The organism is Bradyrhizobium forestalis (assembly GCF_002795245.1).
Taxonomy (GTDB): Bacteria; Pseudomonadota; Alphaproteobacteria; order Rhizobiales; family Xanthobacteraceae; genus Bradyrhizobium; species Bradyrhizobium forestalis.
Window position 1 is genome coordinate 401,422 of sequence record NZ_PGVG01000001.1, and the last position, 21,290, is coordinate 422,711.

Below are 21,290 nucleotides of genomic sequence, written 5' to 3' on the forward strand. Positions count from 1 at the left end.
AGAACGGATACGCCATGACGCGCAAGCAGCGACGTATGACCATCATCGGCGGATCGCTCGCCGTGCTCGCGCTTGCGGCCGCGCTGGTGCTCAACGCACTTCGCGACTCCATCGTGTTCTTCTCGACGCCGACCATGGTCGCCGAGAAGCACGTCGAGCCCGGCAAGCGGTTTCGCCTCGGCGGCCTGGTGCAGCCCGGCTCGCTCCAGCGCGGCGACAATCTCGCGGTGACGTTCGAGGTCGCCGACGGCAACGCAAAGCTTCCCGTTGCCTATAAAGGCATCCTGCCCGACCTGTTCCGCGAAGGGCAGGGCGTGGTCGCCGAAGGCGCGCTCGATGCCAACGGCGTGTTCAAGGCCGATACCGTGCTCGCCAAGCATGACGAAACCTATATGCCCAAGGACGTTGCCGATGCCCTGAAGAAGCAGGGGCATTGGAAGGACGATTACGGCGGCAAGCCTTCTGAGGGTGCCAAACCTGCGGCGACCGCGCAGGGCAATCCGCAGGGAGCGGTGCGGTGATCGCAGAATCCGGACATTACGCGCTGGTGCTGGCGCTGGGGCTCGCACTGATCCAGTCCATCGTGCCGCTGATCGGCGCGCGGCTGCGCGATGCTGCCCTGATGAATGTGGCGCGCTCCACGGCGCTGGCGCAGCTCCTGTTCGTCGGTGTGTCGTTCACCGCGCTCGTGATGCTGCACGTGAACTCGGATTTCTCCGTCGCCAACGTCTACGAGAATTCCCACTCGATGAAGCCGCTGCTCTACAAGATCACCGGCGTGTGGGGGAACCATGAAGGCTCGATGCTGCTGTGGGTGTCGATCCTGGCGCTGTTCGGCGGATTGGTCGCGAGCTTCGGCAACAATCTGCCGCTGTCGCTGCGCGCACATGTGCTCGCCGTGCAGGCCTGGATCGCCAGCGCGTTCTATCTCTTCATCCTGGTGACTTCGAATCCGTTCCTGCGCATTGCCAATCCGCCGATCGAGGGGCGCGATCTCAATCCCGTGCTCCAGGACATCGGCCTCGCGGTGCATCCGCCGATGCTCTATCTCGGCTATGTCGGCTTCTCGATCTCGTTCTCCTTCGCCATTGCGGCGTTGATGGAGGGCCGGATCGATGCGGCCTGGGCGCGCTGGGTGCGGCCCTGGACGCTGGTTGCCTGGATCTTCCTGACGCTCGGCATCGCCATGGGCTCGTACTGGGCTTATTACGAGCTCGGCTGGGGCGGCTGGTGGTTCTGGGACCCGGTCGAGAACGCCTCGCTGATGCCGTGGCTCGCCGGCACCGCGCTGCTGCATTCGGCACTGGTGATGGAGAAGCGCAATGCGCTGAAGGTCTGGACCATCCTGCTCTCGATCCTGACCTTCTCGCTGTCGCTGCTCGGCACCTTCCTGGTGCGCTCCGGTGTCATCACCTCGGTGCACGCCTTCGCCACCGATCCGACCCGCGGCGTGTTCATTCTGCTGATCCTGTGCCTGTTCATCGGCGGCAGCCTGTCGCTGTTCGCGGGCCGTGCCACCTCGCTGAAGCAGGGCGGCCTGTTCGCGCCGATCTCGCGCGAGGGCGCGCTGGTGCTGAACAACCTGCTGCTTACCGTCGCCTGCGCCGTGGTGCTGTTCGGCACGCTCTATCCGCTGGCGATGGAGATGCTCGCCGACTTCAAGATGTCGGTCGGCGCACCTTTCTACAACCTCACCTTCGCTCCGCTGTTTGCCCTGTTGCTGCTTGCCGTGCCGTTCGGGCCGATGCTGGCGTGGAAGCGTGGCGATCTGCTCGGCGTGACGCAGCGTCTGCTCGCGGCCGGTGTTGCCGGGCTCGTCGTGGTTGCCATCACCTGGGCCTGGGTGCGCGGCGGCAGCGCGCTGGCGCCGCTCGCGATCGGGCTCGGCGTCTTCGTCATTGCCGGCGCCGTCACCGACCTGGTCGAACGGACGGGCTTGGTTCGTCTGCCGTTCGCAACGGTGCTGCACCGGGCCCGCGGCCTGCCGCGATCGGCCTGGGGCACCGCGTTTGCGCATGCCGGCCTCGGCGTCGCACTGATCGGGATCGTCTGCGAGACCACCTGGAACAGCGAATACATTGCGACGATGAAGCCGAACGAGGTCGCCCATGTCGCCGGCTACGACCTGAAGCTCGACGGGCTGTTTCAACGCCAGGGCCCGAACTACCGGGAGATGATCGCCGAGTTCAACGTCAGCCGCGACGGCGAGGCCATCAGAGTCATGACGCCGTCCAAGCGCAGCTTCACCACCCGCGGCTCCTCGACCACCGAGGCCGCGCTGCTGACGCGTGGCGCGAGCCAGCTCTACGTTTCACTCGGCGATGCCACGGCCGAGGGCGCCATCGCCGTGCGCATCTACCACAAGCCGCTGGTCCTCCTGATCTGGTGGGGGCCGGTGCTGATGGCGTTCGGCGGCGTGCTCTCGCTCTCCGACCGCCGCCTGCGCGTCGGCGCGCCGAAGCCGGCGCGGGCCAAGCAGCGCCTCCAGCCCGCGGAATGATCCGATGCGCCGGATGATGGCCGCCTTCATCGCGTTGATGCTGCTGGGTTTGCCCGCGGCCCACGCTGTCCAGCCCGACGAGATCATGTCGGACCCCGCCAAGGAATCGCGCGCGCGCGAATTGTCGCGCGAGCTTCGCTGCATGGTCTGCCAGAACCAGTCGATCGACGATTCCGATGCGCCGCTGGCACGCGACTTGCGGCTCCTGGTGCGCGAGCGCATCGCGGCCGGCGACAACAATTCGCAGGTGCTCGACTTCCTGGTGGCGCGCTACGGCGAGTTCGTGCTGCTGAAACCGCGCTTCGAGCGGCAGACCCTGCTGCTGTGGTTGCTCGGGCCGCTGCTGCTGATCGGCGGCGGCCTGGCGCTGTGGCTGCAAATCCGGCGCCGCTCGCGAAGTGGTGTCGACGTACCGGCTCCGCCGCTCACGCCCGACGAAAAGGCGCGACTCGCGGCCTTGATGTCGGACGACACCAAATCGTCCTGAAGTCGTCCCAGCTACATAGTGCCACGCAGCCCGCGGCAACGGCCGCGTGGTTCATGCTATGTTGACCTTTGTCTGGAAGCTTGTCGCGAGATTTGATTCCAGACTCCGAGTCCCCCGATGTTCGCGAACAGCAATCTGACGATCCGCTTCCTGGTCGGCGCCGTTGTCGCTGCGCTATTGTTCCTGCTGGGCATCGGCGGCGGCACCGGCTTCATCGCGGTGCTCTATCTCAACAACGAGATCACCAGCCTGTCCTCGGACTTTGCCGCGTTGAACGGCCCGGCGCGCGACCATGCGATGCAGATTTACCAGCAGGCGCAGACCGCGTTCTCCTATTTCCTGGTCGCCTGCGGCGTGATCGCTGTCGTCGCTTGCGCGATCTGCCTCACCACCTGGTTCGCCGTGCGCAACGGCATCCTCAGTCCGCTGGCGGCGATCGTGCATGCCATGCGCGAGGTCGCTGACCAGAAGTTCGAGACATCCGTTCCGGGGCTCGACCGCACCAACGAGATCGGCCTGCTCGCCGGTGCGCTGGAGGTCTTCAAGACCAACGGCCTCGAGCGGCGCCGTCTCTCCGAGCAGCAGCTGCATGAAGCGCAGCATCAGGCCGAGCGGTCGAAATTCCTGGACGACCGGATCAAGCGCTTCAACGATCTCGTCGCCAGCGTCGTCGACAGCGTGGCGTCATCGGCCGTGCATCTCAAGAGCAATGCCGAGACGCTGTCCCGGACCGCCAACGACACCAGCACCAAGGCCAATGCGGTCGCGAGCGCCGCCAGCCAGGCCAGCGCCAGCGTGCAGACGGTTGCGGGTTCTGCCGAGGAGATGACGAATTCGATCGGCACGATCAGCCGCCGCGTCACGGACGCGACCCAGCGCGCCGAGGGCGCGGCGTCCCAGGCGGAGAAGAGCCGCGATACCATCCATACGCTGTCGGATGCCGCCGACAAGATCGGCGAGGTCGTCCAGCTGGTGCAGGCGATCGCATCTCAGACCAATCTCCTGGCGCTCAACGCCACCATCGAGGCGGCACGAGCAGGGGAGGCGGGCAAGGGCTTTGCCGTGGTCGCTTCTGAAGTGAAGAATCTGGCGCATCAGACCAGCAAGGCGACGGAGGAGATCACCTCCCATGTCGCCAGCATTCAGGGCATCACCGCGGAGACGCGCGGCGCGATCGACGGTATTTCCAGGACGCTGTCGGAGATTTCGTCCATCATGTCCGGCATCGAGGTCGATACCGCCCAGCAGCGCAACGCCACGCAAGAGATCACGCGCAGCGCCCAGGACGCCGCGCACGGCACCCTCGACGTCTCCAACCATATCGTCCAGATCACCTCGACCTCCGCCGAGACCGGCCGCATGGCCGCCGAGGCGCGGGATTCGGCGGTGGACCTGTCGCAGCAGGCCGAGACCTTGAAGCGCGAAGTCGACGAGTTCATCGTCAGCGTCAGGGCGAGCTGAGCGGCTAGAAATCGCGCCTCCGCCGCGTCACGGGAACTCGATTAAGTTCCTGTAAGACCACAATTTTTGGCCTGTGCTAAACTGCCGCATCCGTCTCATCGCTTCATTACGAAAGTTTAACCCGGCCGCCAGCGCGCGGTAAGGCGGGAGTCCCCATCTTCAGGTCCGCAAGGTGCTGGGATCCGGCACCAAAGGATTTCAAGGCCCTGGAGATTTTTGCATGAACGATCGTATCGACCTCTCGAACCTCCCGTCGTACCGGCAGCCGCGCCGGTCGGTGTTTTCCGCGCGCAAGCTCGCGCTGATGGCCTCGGTCGTCGCCGGTCTCGGTGCGGCCGTCTATGGCTTCAGCCCGTCGACCTCGCCGGTCGACCTGTTCTCCAGCCCGGCGCATGCGCAGGTCAACAATGAGGTCCGCAAGGTCGAGCGTCCCATCGGCTTCGCCGACATCGTCGAGCGCGTGAAGCCGTCGGTGATCTCGGTGAAGGTCAACATCAAGGAGAAGACCGCGAGCAATGATGACGGCGACGATTCCGCCTCGCCGTTCCAGCCGGGCTCGCCGATGGAGCGCTTCTTCCGCCGCTTTGGCGGGCCGGATGGCATTCCCGGCCTGAAGGGCGGCGGTCGCGGCCGCGTCGTGCAGGGTCAGGGCTCCGGCTTCTTCATCTCGGCCGACGGCTATGCCGTGACCAACAACCACGTGGTCGACGGCGCCGACAAGGTCGAGGTCACCACCGATGACGGCAAGACCTACACCGCCAAGGTGATCGGCACCGACCAGCGCACCGACCTCGCCTTGATCAAGGTCGAGGGCGGCTCGAACTTCCCGTTCGCGAAGCTCGCCGACAGCAAGCCGCGGATCGGCGACTGGGTGCTTGCGGTCGGCAATCCCTTCGGCCTCGGCGGCACCGTGACCGCGGGCATCGTTTCGGCCAGCGGCCGCGACATCGGCAACGGTCCCTATGACGATTTCATCCAGATCGACGCGCCCGTGAACAAGGGCAATTCCGGCGGTCCGGCCTTCGACACCAACGGTGAGGTGATGGGCGTCAACACCGCGATCTACTCGCCCTCCGGCGGCAGCGTCGGCATCGCGTTCTCGATTCCGGCCAACACCGTCAAGAGCGTGGTCGCCCAGCTCAAGGACAAGGGCTCGGTCAGCCGCGGCTGGATCGGCGTGCAGATCCAGCCGGTGACCTCCGACATCGCCGACAGCCTCGGCATGAAGAAGGCCGAAGGCGCGCTGGTGGCGGAGCCGCAGGCGAACGGTCCGGCCGCGAAGGCGGGCATCGAGTCCGGCGACGTGATCACGGCGGTCAACGGCGCGTCCGTCAAGGATGCCCGTGAGCTCGCCCGCACCATCGGCGGCATGGCGCCCGGCGCGACCGTGAAGCTCAACGTGCTGCACAAAGGCCAGGACAAGGTCGTGAACCTCACCCTCGGCCAGCTGCCGAACACGGTCGAGGCCAAGGCCGACGTCGATCAGGACAGCGGCAAGGGTGCCAGCAAGGGCACTGACGTGCCGAAGCTCGGCATGACCGTTGCCCCCGCCAATTCCGTGGCCGGTGCCGGCAAGGAAGGCGTCGTGGTCACCGAAGTCGATCCGAAGAGCGCCGCGGCTGAACGCGGCTTCAAGGAAGGCGACGTGATCCTCGAGGTCGGCGGCAAGAGCGTAGCTACCGCCGGCGAAGTCCGCGATGCCATCAACGCGGCGCGGACCGACAACAAGAACAGCGTCCTGATGCGGGTGAAGAGCGGCGGCCAGTCGCGCTTCGTCGCGATCCCCCTCGCCAAGGGGTAAGGCTCAGGAGGCCTACGAGATGAAGGGCATCGCCGGCATCAGTCGCCCCCGCCGCCGGTGTCCTTCGGGGAAGCCGCGCAACGCTGGCTTCCCTCATCTACCTTCCGGTGGAATTACGCCCCCCTCCGTCGGAAGGCCTAGGGCGGTGAGGTCCCCCCAGCTTCACCGCCCGCCTTTTTCCCGCTTCGAGACTCTCCCGCTCGGCTTGCATGCGATTGCTGCTCGCGCCATGTTTAGAGAAGGTTGACCTCCTTGACCGCCGCCGAACGCACGATGCGCCTCCTCATCATCGAAGACGACCGCGAATCCGCCGACTATCTCGCCAAGGCGTTTCGCGAAGTCGGACACATTGCCGACCACGCCGCTGACGGCGAGGAAGGCCTCGCCATGGCCGAGAACGGCGATTACGACGTGCTGGTGGTCGACCGCATGCTGCCCAAGCGCGACGGCCTGTCGCTGATCGGCGCACTGCGCGACAAGGGCAATGCGACTCCGGTGCTGATTCTCTCCGCGCTCGGGCAGGTCGATGACCGCATCAAGGGCCTGCGTGCCGGCGGCGACGACTATCTGCCAAAGCCCTATTCCTTCGCCGAGCTGCTGGCCCGCGTCGAAGTGCTGTCGCGCCGCCGTGGCGGTCCCGCCGAGGACACGCTTTATCGCGTCGGCGATCTCGAGCTCGACCGGCTGTCGCATCGCGTCGCCCGCGGCAAGGACGAGCTGACCCTCCAGCCGCGCGAATTCCGCCTGCTCGAATACCTGATGAAGCACGCCGGCCAGGTCGTGACGCGCACCATGCTCTTGGAGAACGTCTGGGACTATCATTTCGACCCGCAGACCAACGTGATCGACGTGCACATTTCGCGGCTCCGCTCCAAGATCGACAAGGGCTTCGAGCGCCCGCTGCTGCACACGATCCGCGGCGCCGGATACATGATCCGTGACGGCATTCGGTAAACTCGTCCGCACCACGGCGTTCCGGCTGACGCTGGTCTATCTGCTGCTGTTCGCGATGTTCGCGGCCTCGCTGCTGGCCTATTTCGCCTGGAATACGCGGCGGCTGATCACCGAGGAGATCACGCAGACGGTCAATGCCGAGACCTCGGAGATGAACGAGATCTACGACCGTCGCGGCATGTTCTACCTCGTGCGCGCGATCGAATATCGCGCGCTGCGGCCGGGCGCTAACCTCTACCTCGTGACCACGCCGACTGGGCAGGCGGTTGCCGGCAATGTCGGCTCGCTCGCACCCGGCGTGATGGCGACGCGCGGCTGGTCCGAGACCGCCTACCGGCGGCTCGAGGACGCCGATGACCGCGATCATCATGCACTGGTGCGCGTCACCGAGCTCGAGAACGGCTTCCGGCTGCTGATCGGCCGCGACCTTGCCGAGCGGCGGCGCCTGTTCGGCATCGTCGCCAAGGCGGCGCAATGGTCGGTCCTGATCGTCGTCGTGCTTGGTCTCGGCGGCGGCATCTTCGTCGCGCGGAGGGTGCTGAGGCGCATCGACGCGATGACCGGCACCACGCAGCGCATCATGACCGGAGATCTCAGCGAGCGCCTGCCCGTGGGCCGCAGCGGCGACGAGATCGACCGTCTCGCCGAGAACCTCAACGCCATGCTCGAGCGGATCGAGGCGCTGATGGCGGGGCTGAAGGAGGTCTCCGACAACATCGCCCACGACCTCAAGACGCCGTTGACGCGGCTGCGCAATCGTGCCGAGGAGGCGTTGGCGAGATCAGGCTGCGAGGCCGATTATCGCGCCGCGCTGGAGCGGACCATCGAGGAGTCCGACGGGCTGATCCGGACCTTTAACGCGCTTCTGATGATCGCGCGTGCAGAATCAGGACAGGCGCGCGGCAACATGGATGACTTCGATGCCGCGGAAGTCGCGGAGGGCATCCACGAGCTCTACGAGCCGCTCGCCGAGGACGACGGCATGACCCTGAAGGTCAAGTGCGAGCCGACGCCGGTTCATGCCAATCGCGAACTGATCAGCCAGGCCCTCGCCAATCTCGTCGAGAACGCGATCAAATACGGCAAGCCGGCGGCGCAGGCGGCCGAAACCGTGGTCAGCATGGATGCCAGGCAGATCACGATCGAGGCGAGGCGCGAGGGCGACCAGGTGCTGCTCAGCGTCACCGATCGTGGTCCGGGGATCCCCGAAGCCGATCGCAAGCACGTCGTCGAGCGATTCGTGCGGCTGGAGGCCAGCCGCACATTGCCAGGCTCCGGCCTCGGCCTCAGCCTCGCCTCGGCGGTTGCGACGTTGCACGGTGGCGAATTGCGCTTGGGCGATGCCCGTCCCGGCCTCGTCGCCACGCTCGTCCTGCCGGCGCGCGCGGGTGCCGGCGACAGGGTTGCTCCGCCGATGCAGGATGTGCCACAGAAGGTGGCATGAACCACTCCGCGCCGGGAAACGCGGACAAGCATGGTGAGAGTCTGGCCGCACGCTTCGCGGAGGCTCCCCATATTGCCGCTTCCACAACCGACGAACGACGTTTCGAAAGCTGGCTGGCCGAGCTTGAGCCGGCGCAATCGGCCCGTCTCGAAGCGCTCCTGGGCCATCCCTTCGCCCGCGACATCCTGGCCGGGATCGCGGAATTCTCGCCCTATCTGTTCGATCTGGTGCGCGCCGATGCTCCGCGCCTGATCCGGCTGCTCGAATGCGATCCGGACGCGCATCTGACGGCGCTGATCGCAGAGGCGCGGAGCGCGGTGCTCGCGGCCTCCGACGAAGCCGAGGTGATGCGGTTGCTTCGCCGCATGAAAGCGGAGGCCGCGCTCCTCACTGCCTTGTGCGACATCGGCGGCGTCTGGCCGGTGATGCGGGTGACGGCGGCGCTGACCGATGTCGCGGTGTCCTCCGTGCAGGCGGCGCTGCAATCCCTGCTGCGTCAGGAAGCCGCACGCGGCAAGCTCTCGCCGCCCAATCCCGAGGCGCCCGAAGAGGGCTGCGGGCTGATCGTGCTCGCGATGGGCAAGATGGGCGCGGGCGAGCTGAACTATTCCAGCGACATCGATCTCATCGTGTTCTTCGATCCCGATGCGACGACCCTGGCGGCGGACATCGAGCCGCAGCCGTTCTTCGTCCGGGTCACGCAAGGGATGGCGCGCATCCTTCAGCAGCGCACCTATGACGGTTACGTCTTCCGCGTCGACCTGCGCCTGCGGCCAGATCCGTCCTCGACGCAGGTGGCGATCTCGCGGGACGCCGCGCTGAACTATTACGAGCGGGAAGGGCGCACCTGGGAGCGCGCCGCCATGATCAAGGCGCGGGCCTGCGCCGGCGATCCCAGGGCGGGCGAGGCGCTTCTGGCAGAGATCGCGCCCTTTGTCTGGCGCAAGCATCTCGACTTCGCCGCGCTCGCCGACGTGCACGACATGAAGCGGCAGATGCAAACCTATCGCGGCCAGAGCGAGATCGCGGTGGAGGGCCATAACGTCAAGGTCGGGCGCGGCGGCATCCGCGAGATCGAGTTCTTCGCGCAGACTCAGCAGTTGATTGCGGGCGGCCGCCATCCGGAATTGCGGGTGCGGCCGACGCTCTGGGCGCTCGACGTGCTCGCCTCCAGCAACTGGATCACCCTTGCTGCGCGCGACGAGCTCACCACGGCCTACGAATTCCTGCGCCGGGTCGAGCATCGCCTCCAGATGATCGCCGACGAGCAGACCCACACGCTGCCCGAGGACAAGCAGGCGGTCGAGCGCTTCGCGTGGTTCTTCGGCTATCAGGATCGCGAGTCCTTCGCCCGCGACCTCTTGCACCAGCTCCAGATCGTCCAGGGTCACTACGAAAAACTGTTCGAGGGCGACGATCCGACCGGAACCGCAAACCTGCCGGCGCTCGACTACAGCGCGGGCCCCGAGGATCCGCGCCTGCTCCAGCACCTCGCGACGCTTGGCTTCAAGAAGCCCGCCGCCGTCGCGCAGACCTTGCGCGACTGGATCACCGGCGGCTATCGCGTCTTCCGCAATGAGGCGACGCGAAGCGCCTTCGTCGAATTCGTGCCGGCCTTGATCGACGGTCTTGCCCGTGCCGAGGAGCCGGATCGCGCCGTCGTGGCGTTCGACCAATTCCTTGGAGCGCTCCAGCGCGGCGGCCGGCTGATCACGCTGCTCGGGCAGAACCGCGATCTCGTCGCGCTGGTGGCGCTGGTGCTGGGAGCCGCGCCGCGGCTCGGCGAGATGCTGGCGCGCAAGCCGCAGCTCATGGACGGGCTGATCGATCCCCGCTTTTTCGGTGCCATGCCCGACAGGCAGGAATTGTCGGGGCGGTTAGCTGCCACCGTGCGAGACGCGGATTCCTATGAAGAGTTTCTCGATCGCCTGCGTCTGTTCGGGCAGGAGAGCTTGTTCCTGATCGGCACGCGAATCCTGTCCGGCACGGTCTCGGCGCAGCAGGCGAGCACGGCTTTTGCCGATGTCGCCGAAGGCATCGTCCACACCGTGCATGGCCTCGTCGCCGACCGCTTTGCCGCCCAGCACGGCCGCATCAAGGAGCAGGAGACCGCAATCATCGCAATGGGCCGGCTCGGGAGCCGCGAGATGACGGCATCGTCCGATCTCGACCTGATCCTGCTCTACGATTTCGACAGCGACAATCCGGACTCCGATGGGGCGAAATCGCTGCAAGGTGCCCACTACTTCGCCCGCTTCACCCAGAGGCTGATCAGCGCCTTCACGACGCGCACCAATTACGGCGTGCTCTATGAGATCGACATGCGGCTGCGTCCGTCGGGACGTGCAGGTCCCGTGGCCTCGAGCCTCACTTCGTTCGCGGACTACCAGGCCAACGAGGCCTGGACCTGGGAGCACATGGCGTTGACGCGCGCCCGCGTGGTGTCGGCCTCGCCCGAATTCCGGGAGCGGATCGAGCGCGTCATCCGCGATGTCCTGACCCGTCGCCGCGATCCCGCCATCACCGCCAACGACGTCGCCGACATGCGGCGCGCCATCGCGCAGGAGAAGGGCGAGGCCGATTGCTGGGATCTCAAGCATGCGGCCGGCGGCATGGTCGATATCGACTTCATCGCGCAATATCTCCAGCTCGTGCATGCCCACGACAAGCCGGAGATTCTCGACGTCAGCACCGTGCAGGTGCTGGAAAATGCCTGCAGGCTCGGCGTGCTCGCTCAATCCGAGACCGAGATCTTGCGTGCCGCGGCGCGGCTCTATCACGACCTGACGCAGATCCTGCGGCTCTGCGTCAGCGAGCGCTTCAAGCCGGAGACCGCCGGCACCGACCTCCTGCGCGTGATGGCGCGCGCCGGCGACGCGCCGGATTTTTCGTCGCTGGAGGCGCGGGTGAAGGAAACTCAGAGCGAGGTGCGGCGCGTGTTCAGGGCGCTGCTGGAAGGGACGTCGCCTGCTTCAGCGCGGTGATGGCTTCGCGGACGTCGGGCGCGAGGCCCGCACCGCCGGCATCGAGATGGGCGAAGATCGCGCGCTTCATGCGAGGATCCCAGAACTTCTTGATGTGCTCGGCGATGCCCGGCACGGCCTTGTCATGGCCCTGGCTTTGGAAGAACTTGCCGATCTGGTTGGCCATGTAGATCAGGCGGTCAGGCGACATCGGCAACCTCCGTGGCATGACGCGCGACGATCCGGCTGCCATGCGAAAACACTTCGAACCCGTCCTGGCGGGCAATGGCGATCAGCGTGATCCCGGCGGCTCCCGCCGTGCGGACCGCCAGCGCGGTCGGCGCCGACACGGCGACCATCACCGGCGCGCCGATGGCGGCCGTCTTCTGCACCATCTCCACGGAGACGCGGCTCGTCAGCAGCACCATGCCGTTGCCCGCATCCGTGCGGCTGCGCGCCAGGGCGCCAGCGAGCTTGTCGAGCGCGTTGTGGCGGCCGACATCCTCGCGCAGTGCGACGATGTTGCCCGTAGGGGACCAGAACGCAGCGGCGTGTACGGCGCGGGTTTGCAGATTGATCGATTGCAGCGGTGCAATCGCCTGCATCGCCGCCATGATCTGTTCCGGCGTGAAGATCTGCCGCTGCGGCACTACGGCGGCCGGCCGCACTGCCTCGGCAATGGACTCGATGCCGCAGATTCCGCAGCCGGTCGGGCCGGCGACGTGGCGACGGCGCTCGTTGATGCGTGCGGCATCCTCCGATGCCAGCCACATCCTGAGCTCGATGCCGTCGTCGAGGCGGACCACTTCGAGCGAGCGGATGTCGTCGACCGATCCGACGATGCCTTCGTTCACGCTGAAGCCGACCGCAAAATCCTCCAGGTTCTGCGGCGTCCCCATCATGACGGCATAGGTGCCGCCATTATAGGTCAGCGCCAGCGGCGTCTCCTCGGGAATCAGCCGTGCTCCTTCGGACACGACGCCGTCGCGCCAGATCTCGCGGTCGATGGCCTGGACTGCTACGTGCATGCCGTTACTCCGCAGCTTCGGCCGGCACGATGCGGCGGGACTGCCGCGCCTGCGCGTCATAGGCCTTCTGCCAGTCGGACGGGCCGTTCGAGGGCGAGACCTGCACCGCCGTGACCTTGTATTCGGGGCAGTTGGTCGCCCAGTCCGAATAGTCCGTGGTGATGACGTTGGCCTGCGTGTCCGGGTGGTGGAAGGTGGTGTAGACGACGCCGGGCGAGACGCGGTCGGTGATCTCCGCGCGCAGCGTGGTCTCACCGGCGCGGCTCTTCAGCCGCACCCAGTCGCCGTCGCGCACGCCGCGCTGCTCGGCATCGTGCGGGTGGATCTCGAGGCGGTCCTCGGCATGCCAGACCACGTTCTCGGTGCGCCTTGTCTGCGCACCGACATTGTACTGGCTGAGGATGCGGCCCGTGGTGAGCAGCAGCGGATAGCGCGGGCCGGTGCGCTCGTCGGTCGCGACATATTCGGTCACGACGAACTTGCCCTTGCCGCGCACGAAGCCGTCGATATGCATCACCGGCGTGCCTTCGGGCGCCTTGTCGTTGCAGGGCCACTGCACCGAGCCGAGCTCGTCGAGCTTGGCATAAGAGACTCCGGCGAAAGTCGGGGTCAGCGCCGCGATCTCGTCCATGATCTCGGAGGGATGGCTGTAGTTCATCTCGAAGCCCATCGCCTTGGCAAGGCCGATGGTGACCTCCCAGTCGGCTAGGCCGTTCTTCGGCGTCATCACCTTGCGCACGCGCTGGATGCGGCGCTCGGCGTTGGTGAAGGTGCCGTCCTTCTCGAGGAAGCTCGAGCCGGGCAGGAAGACGTGGGCGTAGTTCGCGGTCTCGTTCAGGAAGAGGTCGTGGACGATGACGCATTCCATCGCCGACAGCGCCGCCACCACGTGGCTGGTGTTGGGATCGGACTGGAGGATGTCCTCGCCCTGCACGTAGATCCCCATGAACGTGCCTTCGACCGCGGCATCGAACATGTTGGGAATACGCAGGCCCGGTTCGGGATTGAGCTTGACGTTCCAGAGCGCCTCGAACTGATCGCGCACGGCATCGCCCGAGATGTGGCGGTAGCCGGGCAGCTCGTGCGGGGACGAGCCCATGTCGCAGGAGCCCTGCACGTTGTTCTGTCCGCGCAGCGGATTCACGCCGACGCCAGGACGGCCGATATTGCCGGTCGCCATGGCGAGGTTGGCAATCGCGATCACGGTGGTGGAGCCCTGGCTGTGCTCGGTGACGCCGAGACCGTAATAGATCGCGCCGTTGCCGCCGGTGGCGTAGGTCCGCGCGGCTTCGCGCAGAACCTTGGGATCAACGCCGGTGAGGATGGCGGTGGCTTCCGGGCTGTTGTTGGGCTGGGCGACAAAGGCGGCCCATTCCTCGAACTCGCTCCAGTCGCAGCGCTCGCGCACGAAGGCTTCATTGACGAGGCCTTCGGTGACGATGACATGCGCCAGCGCGGTCATGACCGCGACATTGGTGCCGGGCATTAGCGGCAGGTGCAGCGCTTTCACATGCGGCGATTCCACCATCTCGGTGCGGCGCGGATCGATCACGATCAGCTTGGCGCCCTGGCGCAGCCGCTTCTTCAGGCGCGAGGCGAAGACGGGGTGAGCGGAGGCCGGGTTGGCGCCGATCACGACCACGACGTCGGTGTCCTCGACCGAGTCGAAATCCTGTGTGCCGGCGGAGGTGCCGAAGGTGGTGGCGAGGCCATAGCCGGTCGGCGAATGGCAGACGCGGGCGCAGGTGTCGACATTGTTGTTGCCGAAGCCGGCGCGGATCAGCTTCTGCACCAGATAGGTCTCTTCATTGGTGCAGCGGGAGGAGGTGATGCCGCCGATGGCGTCGCGGCCATACTTCTTCTGGATGCCGCGCATCTTGGCGGCGGCAAACGAGAACGCCTCATCCCAGGATACTTCGCGCCAGGGATCCTCGATTCTTTCGCGGATCATCGGCTTGAGGATGCGTTCCCGGTGATTGGTGTAGCCCCAGGCGAAGCGGCCCTTGACGCAGGAATGGCCGCGATTGGCCTTGCCGTCCTTGTACGGCACCATGCGCACCACTTCCTCGCCGCGCATCTCAGCCTTGAAGGCGCAGCCGACGCCGCAATAGGCGCAAGTTGTGACCACCGAATGTTCGGGCTGGCCGATCTCGATCACGGATTTTTCCGTCAGCGTTGCGGTCGGGCAGGCCTGCACGCAGGCGCCGCAGGAGACGCACTCGGAGCCCAGAAAACTCTCGCTCATGCCCGGCGAGACGCGGCTGTCGAAGCCGCGGCCGGAGATGGTCAGCGCGAAGGTGCCCTGGACTTCTTCGCAAGCGCGGACGCAGCGCGAGCAGACGATGCACTTGGAGGGATCATAGGTGAAGTACGGGTTGGACTCGTCCTTCGGCATCCAGTGGTCGTTGCTACAGCCGTCGGTCTTGCCAGGTGTCTTGGCGAAGACGTGGTTCTCGCCCTCATAGCCGTAGCGCACGTCGCGCAGGCCCACCGCGCCGGCCATGTCCTGCAATTCGCAATCGCCGTTGGCGCCGCAGGTGAGGCAGTCGAGCGGATGGTCGGAGATGTAGAGCTCCATCACGCCCTTGCGCAGCTTCTTGAGCCGCTCGGTCTGGGTGTGCACGACGAGGCCGTTCATGACGGGCGTGGTGCAGGAGGCCGGCGTCCCGGCGCGGCCCTCGATCTCGACGAGGCAGAGCCGGCAGGAGCCGAACGCGTCGACCATGTCGGTCGCGCAGAGTTTCGGGATCTGGTGGCCGGCCTCCATCGCCGCGCGTATGATCGAGGTGCCCTCGGGCACCGTGACTTGGTTGCCGTCGATGGTCAGCGTCACCATCGTTTCCGATTTCGAGCGCGGCGTGCCGTAGTCGATTTCTTCGATCAGAGACATTGTCGTTCTCCTATTCCGCGGCCTGAAGCGTGGTCGGCGCCGGGACGAAGTCCTCCCGGAAGTGCTTCAATGCGCTGAGCACGGGGTAGGGCGTGAAGCCGCCGAGTGCGCAGAGCGAGCCGAATTTCATGGTGTTGCAGAGGTCCTCGATCAGCGCGAGGTTCTCGCTCACGCGCTCGCCGTGGATGATCTTCTCGATGGTCTCGACGCCGCGGGTCGAGCCGATCCGGCACGGCGTGCACTTGCCGCAGGATTCGATGGCGCAGAACTCCATCGCGAAGCGCGCCTGCCTGCGCATGTCGACGCTGTCGTCGAACACGACGATGCCGCCATGGCCGATCAGGCCGTCGCGCGCGGCAAAGGCCTCGTAGTCGAACGGCGTGTCGAACAGCGCGCGGGGGAAGTATGCGCCCAAGGGACCACCGACCTGCACCGCACGCACGGGCCGGCCGGTGAACGTGCCGCCGCCGATGTCGTCGACGAGCTCGCCGAGCGTCACGCCGAACGCCGTCTCGAACAGTCCGCCATAGCGGATGTTGCCGGCGAGCTGGATCGGCATCGTGCCGCGCGAGCGGCCCATGCCGAAATCGGCATAGGCCTTGGCGCCTTCGGCGAGGATGAAGGGGATGGCGGCGAACGACAGCACGTTGTTGATGACGGTCGGCTTGCCGAACAGGCCGTGATGCGCAGGCAGCGGCGGCTTGGCGCGCACGATGCCGCGGCGGCCTTCGAGGCTCTCCAGCAGCGAGGTCTCCTCGCCGCAGACATAGGCGCCGGCGCCGACGCGGACCTCGAGATCGAAGCTGTAGGCCGAGCCGCCGATCTTGTCGCCGAGATAGCCGCCGCGCCTGGCAGCCTGGATCGCCGCGTTCATCGCCTCGACCGCGTGCGGATATTCGCTGCGGATGTAGATGTAGCCCTTGGTCGCGCCGACGGTGAGGCCGGCGATCGTCATGCCCTCGATCACCAGGAAGGGATCGCCTTCCATGATCATGCGGTCGGCGAAGGTGCCGCTGTCGCCCTCGTCGGCGTTGCAGACGATGAATTTGCGGTCGGCCTTGGCCTGCGCGACCGTCTTCCATTTGATGCCGGTCGGGAAGCCGGCGCCGCCACGGCCGCGCAGGCCGGAGGCGGTGACTTCGGTGAGGATCGCATCCGAGCCGAGCGACAGTGCGCGTTCCAGGCCCTTGTAGCCGCCATGGGCGCGGTAGTCGTCGAGCGAGCGCGGATCGATCACGCCGCAGCGGGCGAAAGTGAGGCGCGTCTGGCGCTTCAGCCAGGGGATCTCGTCGGTGGCGCCGAGCCGCAGGAGATGCGGGGTGTTGCTGGCGAGCGCATCGAGCAGCGAGGGCACGTCGGACTCGGTGACCGGACCAAACGCGATCCGGCCCTGCGGCGTCGCGACCTCGACCAGCGGCTCCAGCCAGTACAGGCCGCGCGAGCCGGTCCTGACGATCTCGACCGCAACGCCACGCTTGGCGGCGGCCTGCTCCAGCGCAAGGGCAACCTCGTCGGCGCCGACGGCCAATGCACCCGCATCGCGTGAGACGTAGAGACGCATGCTCATCGCTGTGCCTCCGCAACGAGGGCATCGAGGCGTTTCTGATCGAGCCGGCCGATCAGGCGGCCGTCGAGCATCGCCGACGGCGCGGTGGCGCACAGGCCGAGGCAGTAGATCGGCTCCAGCGTGACGCGATCATCGGCCGTGGTGTTGCCGAGCGAGACGCCAAGCTTCGCCTCGGCCCGCGCAGCCAGCGCATCGCCGCCCGCAGCCTGGCAGGCTTCGGCGCGGCACAGCTTCAGGACATGGCGGCCGGCCGGCTTGTGGCGAAAGTCATGGTAGAAGGTGAACACGCCGTGGACTTCGGCGCGGGACAAATTGAGCGCCTGCGCCACCATGGGGATCGCCGCCTCCGGCACATAGCCGAACGCCTCTTGAAGCGCATGCAGGATGACGAGCGTCGCGCCTTCCTGCTGGGCATGTTCGGCGATGATCTCGGCGCCGCGCGCTTCGTCCCAAAGTTCGTAAGGCGTTGTCATTGTTCGTTCTCAACCTGAGCGTTTCTCCGCCTCAAACTATTTGGAATCATTCGAAGATCAATAAAGCTGTCTCATGCTGCGATTGCGAATTCAGATCGATTTGCAACCGCAATCGATCGATACGGAACGGTAATGAAGGTTGTATCGGCTGCCGGTTTTTGCGTGTTGGCGCAGGCCCGGCATGCTAGCTTGCATGCCAATACAGAATTCGAGGGGACGGCCGGTTGATCGACAAGCTTGAACTGTTGCTGGCGCTCGCGAAGGAGCGGCATTTCGGACGCGCTGCCGAGGCCTGCGGCGTGACGCAACCGACGATGTCGACCGGGCTGAAGCAACTCGAGGAAATTCTCGGCGTCATGCTGGTTCAGCGCGGCTCGCGCTTTCAGGGATTCACCCCTGAAGGCGAGCGGGCACTGGACTGGGCGCGGCGGATCGTGGGCGATGCCCGCGCGATGCGCGACGAGATCAACGGGCTGAAGCATCAGCTCTCCGGCGAGATCCGCATCGCGGCGATCCCGACCGTGCTTGGCATGGTCGCCTCGCTGACGACGCCGTTTCGCGCGAGGCATCCCGAGGTGCGCTTCCGCATCCAATCCACCACCTCGTCCGAGGTGCTGGGGTTGCTCGAAAATCTCGAGGTGGATGCGGGGCTGACCTATATCGAGAACGAGCCGATCGGGAAGGTGCGCACCATTCCGCTCTACAACGAGAGCTATCGCCTGCTGACCGCGCCGGATGCGATGTTCGGCGACCGCGAGACGGTGACCTGGACCGAGGTCGGGCAGGTGCCGCTGTGCCTCTTGACGCCCGACATGCAGAACCGCCGCATCATCGACCGCGCGTTGCGCTCGGTCGGCGCGGAGGCGACGCCGACGCTGACGTCGAACTCGCTGCTGGTTCTGTTCACGCATGTGAAGACGGGGCGCTGGGCCAGCGTGATGCCGGCCAAGCTCGCCGAGACGCTCGGCCTGTCCGATACCGTCCGTTCGATCCCGATCGTCGACCCCGAGGTCAATTACAGCATCGGCCTGGTGATCCCGCAGCGCGATCCAATGACGCCGCTGATCGCCGCGCTGGTCAATGTGGCGCGGGAAGTGGCGCCGAAGCTGCAATCGTAGGGATTTGCAGCGCGATGAGATCAGGCTTGATTGCTCCAACGGAGGTGTGCTCCCTCGCCCGCTTGCGGGAGAGGGTTGGGGAGAGGGTGTTTCCGCAATGGGACAATCCCCTAGTGGAGAAAGCCCTCACCCGCGCCTTCGGCGCGACCTCTCCCGCAAGCGGGAGAGGTGTTCGAGCCGCGGCATCGATCCAACCTAAAGCGATTCTGCTCTAGAGCGAGCCTCAAGCCGCCGCCGATATCCCGGACGCCGCCTTGATCGCGTCGCGCGGCAGGGTCACGCGGACGACGGTGCCGACCTCGATTTTCGAGCGGAGCCGCATCGAGCCGCCGTGGAGCTGCGCCAGCGAGCGGGCGATGGCAAGGCCCAGGCCCGAGCCGTGATAGGTCTTGGTGAGCTGGCTCTCGACCTGCTCGAACGGTCGCCCGAGCCGCGCCAGCGAATGCGGCGCGATGCCGATGCCGGTGTCGGCGATCATCAGCACGATCCTGTCGTCGAGCTGTCGGCTGCGCACCACGACGCGCCCGCCGTCGGGCGTGAACTTCACGGCGTTGGAGAGCAGGTTGACGATGATCTGCTTGGTGGCGCGGCGGTCGGCGACGACCGAGATGGATTTTGCGATGTCGGCGTCGAGCGTCAGGTGCTTGTCCTGCGCCCGGCCGGTGACGACCCGCAAGGATTCGGCGAGCGTCTTCGAGAGGTCGAGCTCTTCCATGTCGAGCTTCATGCGGCCGGCTTCGATCTTGGACATGTCGAGGATGTCGTTGATGACCTCGAGCAGATAGTGGCCGCTGGTCAGGATGTCCTCGCAGTATTCCTGGTACTTCTCGCTGCCGAGCTCGCCGAACATGCCCGAGCCCATGATCTCGGAGAAGCCGATGATGGCGTTGAGCGGCGTGCGCAGCTCGTGGCTCATATTGGCGAGGAATTTCGACTTGGTCTGGTTGGCTTCCTCGGCGCGGGTCTTCTCGCGCTGGTACTTCTCGGCGAGGTCGGCGAGCTCGACCGCCTGGCGCTCCAGCGCGGCCTGCGAGCGCTTGAGGTCGATGACGGTGGCGCGCAGGCGCAGATCGTTGTCGACCAGCTTCTGCTCGTGCTCCTTGATGCGGGTGATGTCGGTGCCGACCGAGACGTAGCCGCCGTCCTTGGTGCGGCGCTCGCTGATGTGCAGCCAGCTGCCGTCGTCGAGCTGCGCCTCGAAGGTGCGCGCGCCCGGGCCTTGGGCAGCGGTCTCGTTGTGGCGGGTGCGCACCTCCGGCATGCGGCCGACCTCGAGCACGGTCTCGTAGGAGGTGCCGGGGATGACCGCGCTGTCGGGCAGCTTGTGCAGGCGCTGGAAGTGCGAATTGCAGAGCACCAGGCGGTCGCTCGCATCCCACAGCACGAAGGCTTCCGGAATGGTCTCGATCGCGTCGCGCAGGCGGAGGTCGGCTTCCACGGTCTTTTCCGCAAGGCTCTTCTGCTCGGTGATGTCGACGGCGATCCCGATCAGGTGCACGCTGGAATCGGTCGCCCCGCACGTCTTCTCGCAGCGGACGCGGAGCCAGATCCAGTGGCCGTCGACATGCTGCATGCGGAAGGTCTGGTCGATATGGTCGATCTTCTCGGAGATGAGCTGATCGGCGATCGCGAACAGGTCGATGTCGTCGGACTTCACCAGCGCGTTGACCTCGCCGAAGGTGAGGAGCTCGTTGCGGCCGTCGAGGCCGAGCATCGAGAACATCGACTGCGACCAGAAGATCCGGCCGCGCGACAGATCCCAGTCCCACAGCCCGCAGCGGCCGCGGTTGAGCGCGGTGTCGATGCGGCCGCGCACGGCGTCGTTGATGAGGTCGCCCTCGCGGGCGCGGGTCGATTGCCAGTGGAAGGCGAAGCCGAGGATCAGGACGACGAAGCCGGTGGTCGCCGACAGCGTCACCGAGAGCGCGGCGTCCGAGCCCCAGATCGGCTCGTTGCGCTCCTGGATCACGGTGACGAAGCCGGGCAGTGACTTGATCTGCCGTGAGGTCGCCATCGCGGCGTTGCCGCTCGGCAGCGTCATGTCGGCAATGTTGCCGTCGCGTGGCGGCGCCGCGATCAGTTGCGCGGTCGTGATCGCATCGAGCAGGCGGTCGTTGCCGGCGGGATCGCTGTCGGCCGGGATGCGGGCGAGGATACGGCGGTCGATGCCGGCAGAGGTGACGATGACGTGGCGGCCCGAGGCCGTGGCCCACGACGGAATGAGATCAGGCAGCAGCGTCGGCAGGCTCTCGATGTTCTTGAGCCGCTCCTGGCGGACCGAGACGAGGCGATCGATGCGCTCGGCGAGCAGGTCGGCGAGTGCCGAAATGTCGTGGCGGATCACCAGCCGCTTCTGCCGCGTCTGATCGACCACCTGCACGAACGCGCCGAGGCAGATCGTGATCAGGAAGGCGATGATGAGCGTCGGCACGGCGCGGCGCAGCGCCGGCTCGGCGATCAGGAGCCGGTGATAGGCAGGTTTCGCGATCGATTGCGCCAATCCCTTGATCGAATCGGATTGGACGCACGCGCTCGCGGCGTCTGCGCGCGACATGCCTTCGGCCCCCTGAAAACCTGCTTGCAACTGAAGTCCGGAAGCAGCCC

Annotated in this window: 15 protein-coding genes; 9 read left to right on the forward strand and 6 right to left on the reverse strand. The window is 66.2% G+C overall.

The features are described from left to right. Window positions 1-14: 14 nt before the first annotated feature. The 8 genes from ccmE (at window position 15) to CVM73_RS01855 (ending at window position 11,631) form a co-directional block, all read left to right on the forward strand. Window positions 15-521: a cytochrome c maturation protein CcmE gene (ccmE, locus tag CVM73_RS01820; protein WP_100230294.1), complete on the forward strand. Its 507-nt coding sequence runs from the start codon at window positions 15-17 to the stop codon at window positions 519-521. After that, window positions 518-2,500, forward strand: a complete 1,983-nt coding sequence (locus CVM73_RS01825) for a heme lyase CcmF/NrfE family subunit (RefSeq protein ID WP_100230295.1) — start codon at window positions 518-520, stop codon at window positions 2,498-2,500. The genes ccmE and CVM73_RS01825 overlap by 4 nt, the downstream gene beginning before the upstream one ends. 4 nt (window positions 2,501-2,504) lie before the next feature. Then, window positions 2,505-2,987 carry a cytochrome c-type biogenesis protein gene (locus CVM73_RS01830; protein ID WP_100230296.1) on the forward strand — a complete coding sequence of 161 codons (483 nt, stop codon included), beginning with the start codon at window positions 2,505-2,507 and terminating at the stop codon, window positions 2,985-2,987. 117 nt (window positions 2,988-3,104) lie between these two features. Further along, window positions 3,105-4,448, forward strand: a complete 1,344-nt coding sequence (locus CVM73_RS01835; RefSeq protein ID WP_100230297.1) for a methyl-accepting chemotaxis protein — start codon at window positions 3,105-3,107, stop codon at window positions 4,446-4,448. Between the two features lie 220 nt (window positions 4,449-4,668). Further along, window positions 4,669-6,249: a Do family serine endopeptidase gene (locus tag CVM73_RS01840; protein WP_100230298.1), complete on the forward strand. Its 1,581-nt coding sequence runs from the start codon at window positions 4,669-4,671 to the stop codon at window positions 6,247-6,249. 273 nt (window positions 6,250-6,522) lie between these two features. After that, window positions 6,523-7,203: a response regulator transcription factor gene (locus tag CVM73_RS01845; protein WP_100230406.1), complete on the forward strand. Its 681-nt coding sequence runs from the start codon at window positions 6,523-6,525 to the stop codon at window positions 7,201-7,203. After that, entirely contained in the window at window positions 7,187-8,647 is a 1,461-nt protein-coding gene (locus tag CVM73_RS01850) for a sensor histidine kinase (protein WP_100230299.1), read from the forward strand. The genes CVM73_RS01845 and CVM73_RS01850 overlap by 17 nt, the downstream gene beginning before the upstream one ends. Further along, on the forward strand, window positions 8,644-11,631 hold the full coding sequence (locus tag CVM73_RS01855) for a bifunctional [glutamine synthetase] adenylyltransferase/[glutamine synthetase]-adenylyl-L-tyrosine phosphorylase (protein WP_100230300.1): 2,988 nt from the start codon (window positions 8,644-8,646) through the stop codon (window positions 11,629-11,631). Before CVM73_RS01850 ends, CVM73_RS01855 begins: the two co-directional genes overlap by 4 nt. On the opposite strand, the gene CVM73_RS01860 is transcribed toward CVM73_RS01855, so the two are convergent. The 5 genes from CVM73_RS01860 to CVM73_RS01880 are packed head-to-tail and all read right to left on the reverse strand — an operon-like array spanning window position 11,588 to window position 17,568. Beyond that, window positions 11,588-11,821 (reverse strand): formate dehydrogenase subunit delta, encoded by a 234-nt coding sequence (locus tag CVM73_RS01860; protein WP_167406554.1) that lies wholly within the window; start codon window positions 11,819-11,821, stop codon window positions 11,588-11,590. The two genes, CVM73_RS01855 and CVM73_RS01860, sit on opposite strands and share 44 nt — an antisense overlap. After that, on the reverse strand, window positions 11,811-12,638 hold the full coding sequence (gene fdhD, locus CVM73_RS01865) for a formate dehydrogenase accessory sulfurtransferase FdhD (protein ID WP_100230302.1): 828 nt from the start codon (window positions 12,636-12,638) through the stop codon (window positions 11,811-11,813). The genes CVM73_RS01860 and fdhD overlap by 11 nt, the downstream gene beginning before the upstream one ends. A gap of 4 nt (window positions 12,639-12,642) precedes the next feature. Next, complete coding sequence (fdhF, locus tag CVM73_RS01870) at window positions 12,643-15,528, reverse strand: formate dehydrogenase subunit alpha (RefSeq protein WP_100230303.1); 2,886 nt, start codon at window positions 15,526-15,528, stop codon at window positions 12,643-12,645. Between the two features lie 10 nt (window positions 15,529-15,538). After that, complete coding sequence (locus CVM73_RS01875) at window positions 15,539-17,095, reverse strand: formate dehydrogenase beta subunit (protein ID WP_100230304.1); 1,557 nt, start codon at window positions 17,093-17,095, stop codon at window positions 15,539-15,541. Then, window positions 17,092-17,568 (reverse strand): formate dehydrogenase subunit gamma, encoded by a 477-nt coding sequence (locus CVM73_RS01880; protein WP_100230305.1) that lies wholly within the window; start codon window positions 17,566-17,568, stop codon window positions 17,092-17,094. The genes CVM73_RS01875 and CVM73_RS01880 overlap by 4 nt, the downstream gene beginning before the upstream one ends. 224 nt (window positions 17,569-17,792) lie before the next feature. On the opposite strand from CVM73_RS01880, the gene CVM73_RS01885 reads away from it, so the two are divergent. Beyond that, on the forward strand, window positions 17,793-18,686 hold the full coding sequence (locus tag CVM73_RS01885; protein ID WP_027572019.1) for a LysR family transcriptional regulator: 894 nt from the start codon (window positions 17,793-17,795) through the stop codon (window positions 18,684-18,686). 223 nt (window positions 18,687-18,909) lie between these two features. Here the strand turns inward: CVM73_RS01885 and CVM73_RS01895 are convergent, their stop codons facing one another. Beyond that, window positions 18,910-21,240, reverse strand: a complete 2,331-nt coding sequence (locus tag CVM73_RS01895; protein ID WP_100230306.1) for a PAS domain-containing sensor histidine kinase — start codon at window positions 21,238-21,240, stop codon at window positions 18,910-18,912. Window positions 21,241-21,290: the final 50 nt, after the last annotated feature.

Bases quoted from the DNA above. Each gene is read 5' to 3' on its own strand.
- CVM73_RS01860 (WP_167406554.1), bottom strand. From the start codon at position 11,821: ATGTCGCCTGACCGCCTGATCTACATGGCCAACCAGATCGGCAAGTTC.
- CVM73_RS01875 (WP_100230304.1), bottom strand. From the start codon at position 17,095: ATGAGCATGCGTCTCTACGTCTCACGCGATGCGGGTGCATTGGCCGTC.
- CVM73_RS01880 (WP_100230305.1), bottom strand. From the start codon at position 17,568: ATGACAACGCCTTACGAACTTTGGGACGAAGCGCGCGGCGCCGAGATC.
- CVM73_RS01855 (WP_100230300.1), top strand. From the start codon at position 8,644: ATGAACCACTCCGCGCCGGGAAACGCGGACAAGCATGGTGAGAGTCTG.
- CVM73_RS01830 (WP_100230296.1), top strand. From the start codon at position 2,505: ATGCGCCGGATGATGGCCGCCTTCATCGCGTTGATGCTGCTGGGTTTG.
- CVM73_RS01845 (WP_100230406.1), top strand. From the start codon at position 6,523: ATGCGCCTCCTCATCATCGAAGACGACCGCGAATCCGCCGACTATCTC.
- CVM73_RS01835 (WP_100230297.1), top strand. From the start codon at position 3,105: ATGTTCGCGAACAGCAATCTGACGATCCGCTTCCTGGTCGGCGCCGTT.
- fdhF (WP_100230303.1), bottom strand. From the start codon at position 15,528: ATGTCTCTGATCGAAGAAATCGACTACGGCACGCCGCGCTCGAAATCG.
- CVM73_RS01895 (WP_100230306.1), bottom strand. From the start codon at position 21,240: ATGTCGCGCGCAGACGCCGCGAGCGCGTGCGTCCAATCCGATTCGATC.
- fdhD (WP_100230302.1), bottom strand. From the start codon at position 12,638: ATGCACGTAGCAGTCCAGGCCATCGACCGCGAGATCTGGCGCGACGGC.
- ccmE (WP_100230294.1), top strand. From the start codon at position 15: ATGACGCGCAAGCAGCGACGTATGACCATCATCGGCGGATCGCTCGCC.
- CVM73_RS01840 (WP_100230298.1), top strand. From the start codon at position 4,669: ATGAACGATCGTATCGACCTCTCGAACCTCCCGTCGTACCGGCAGCCG.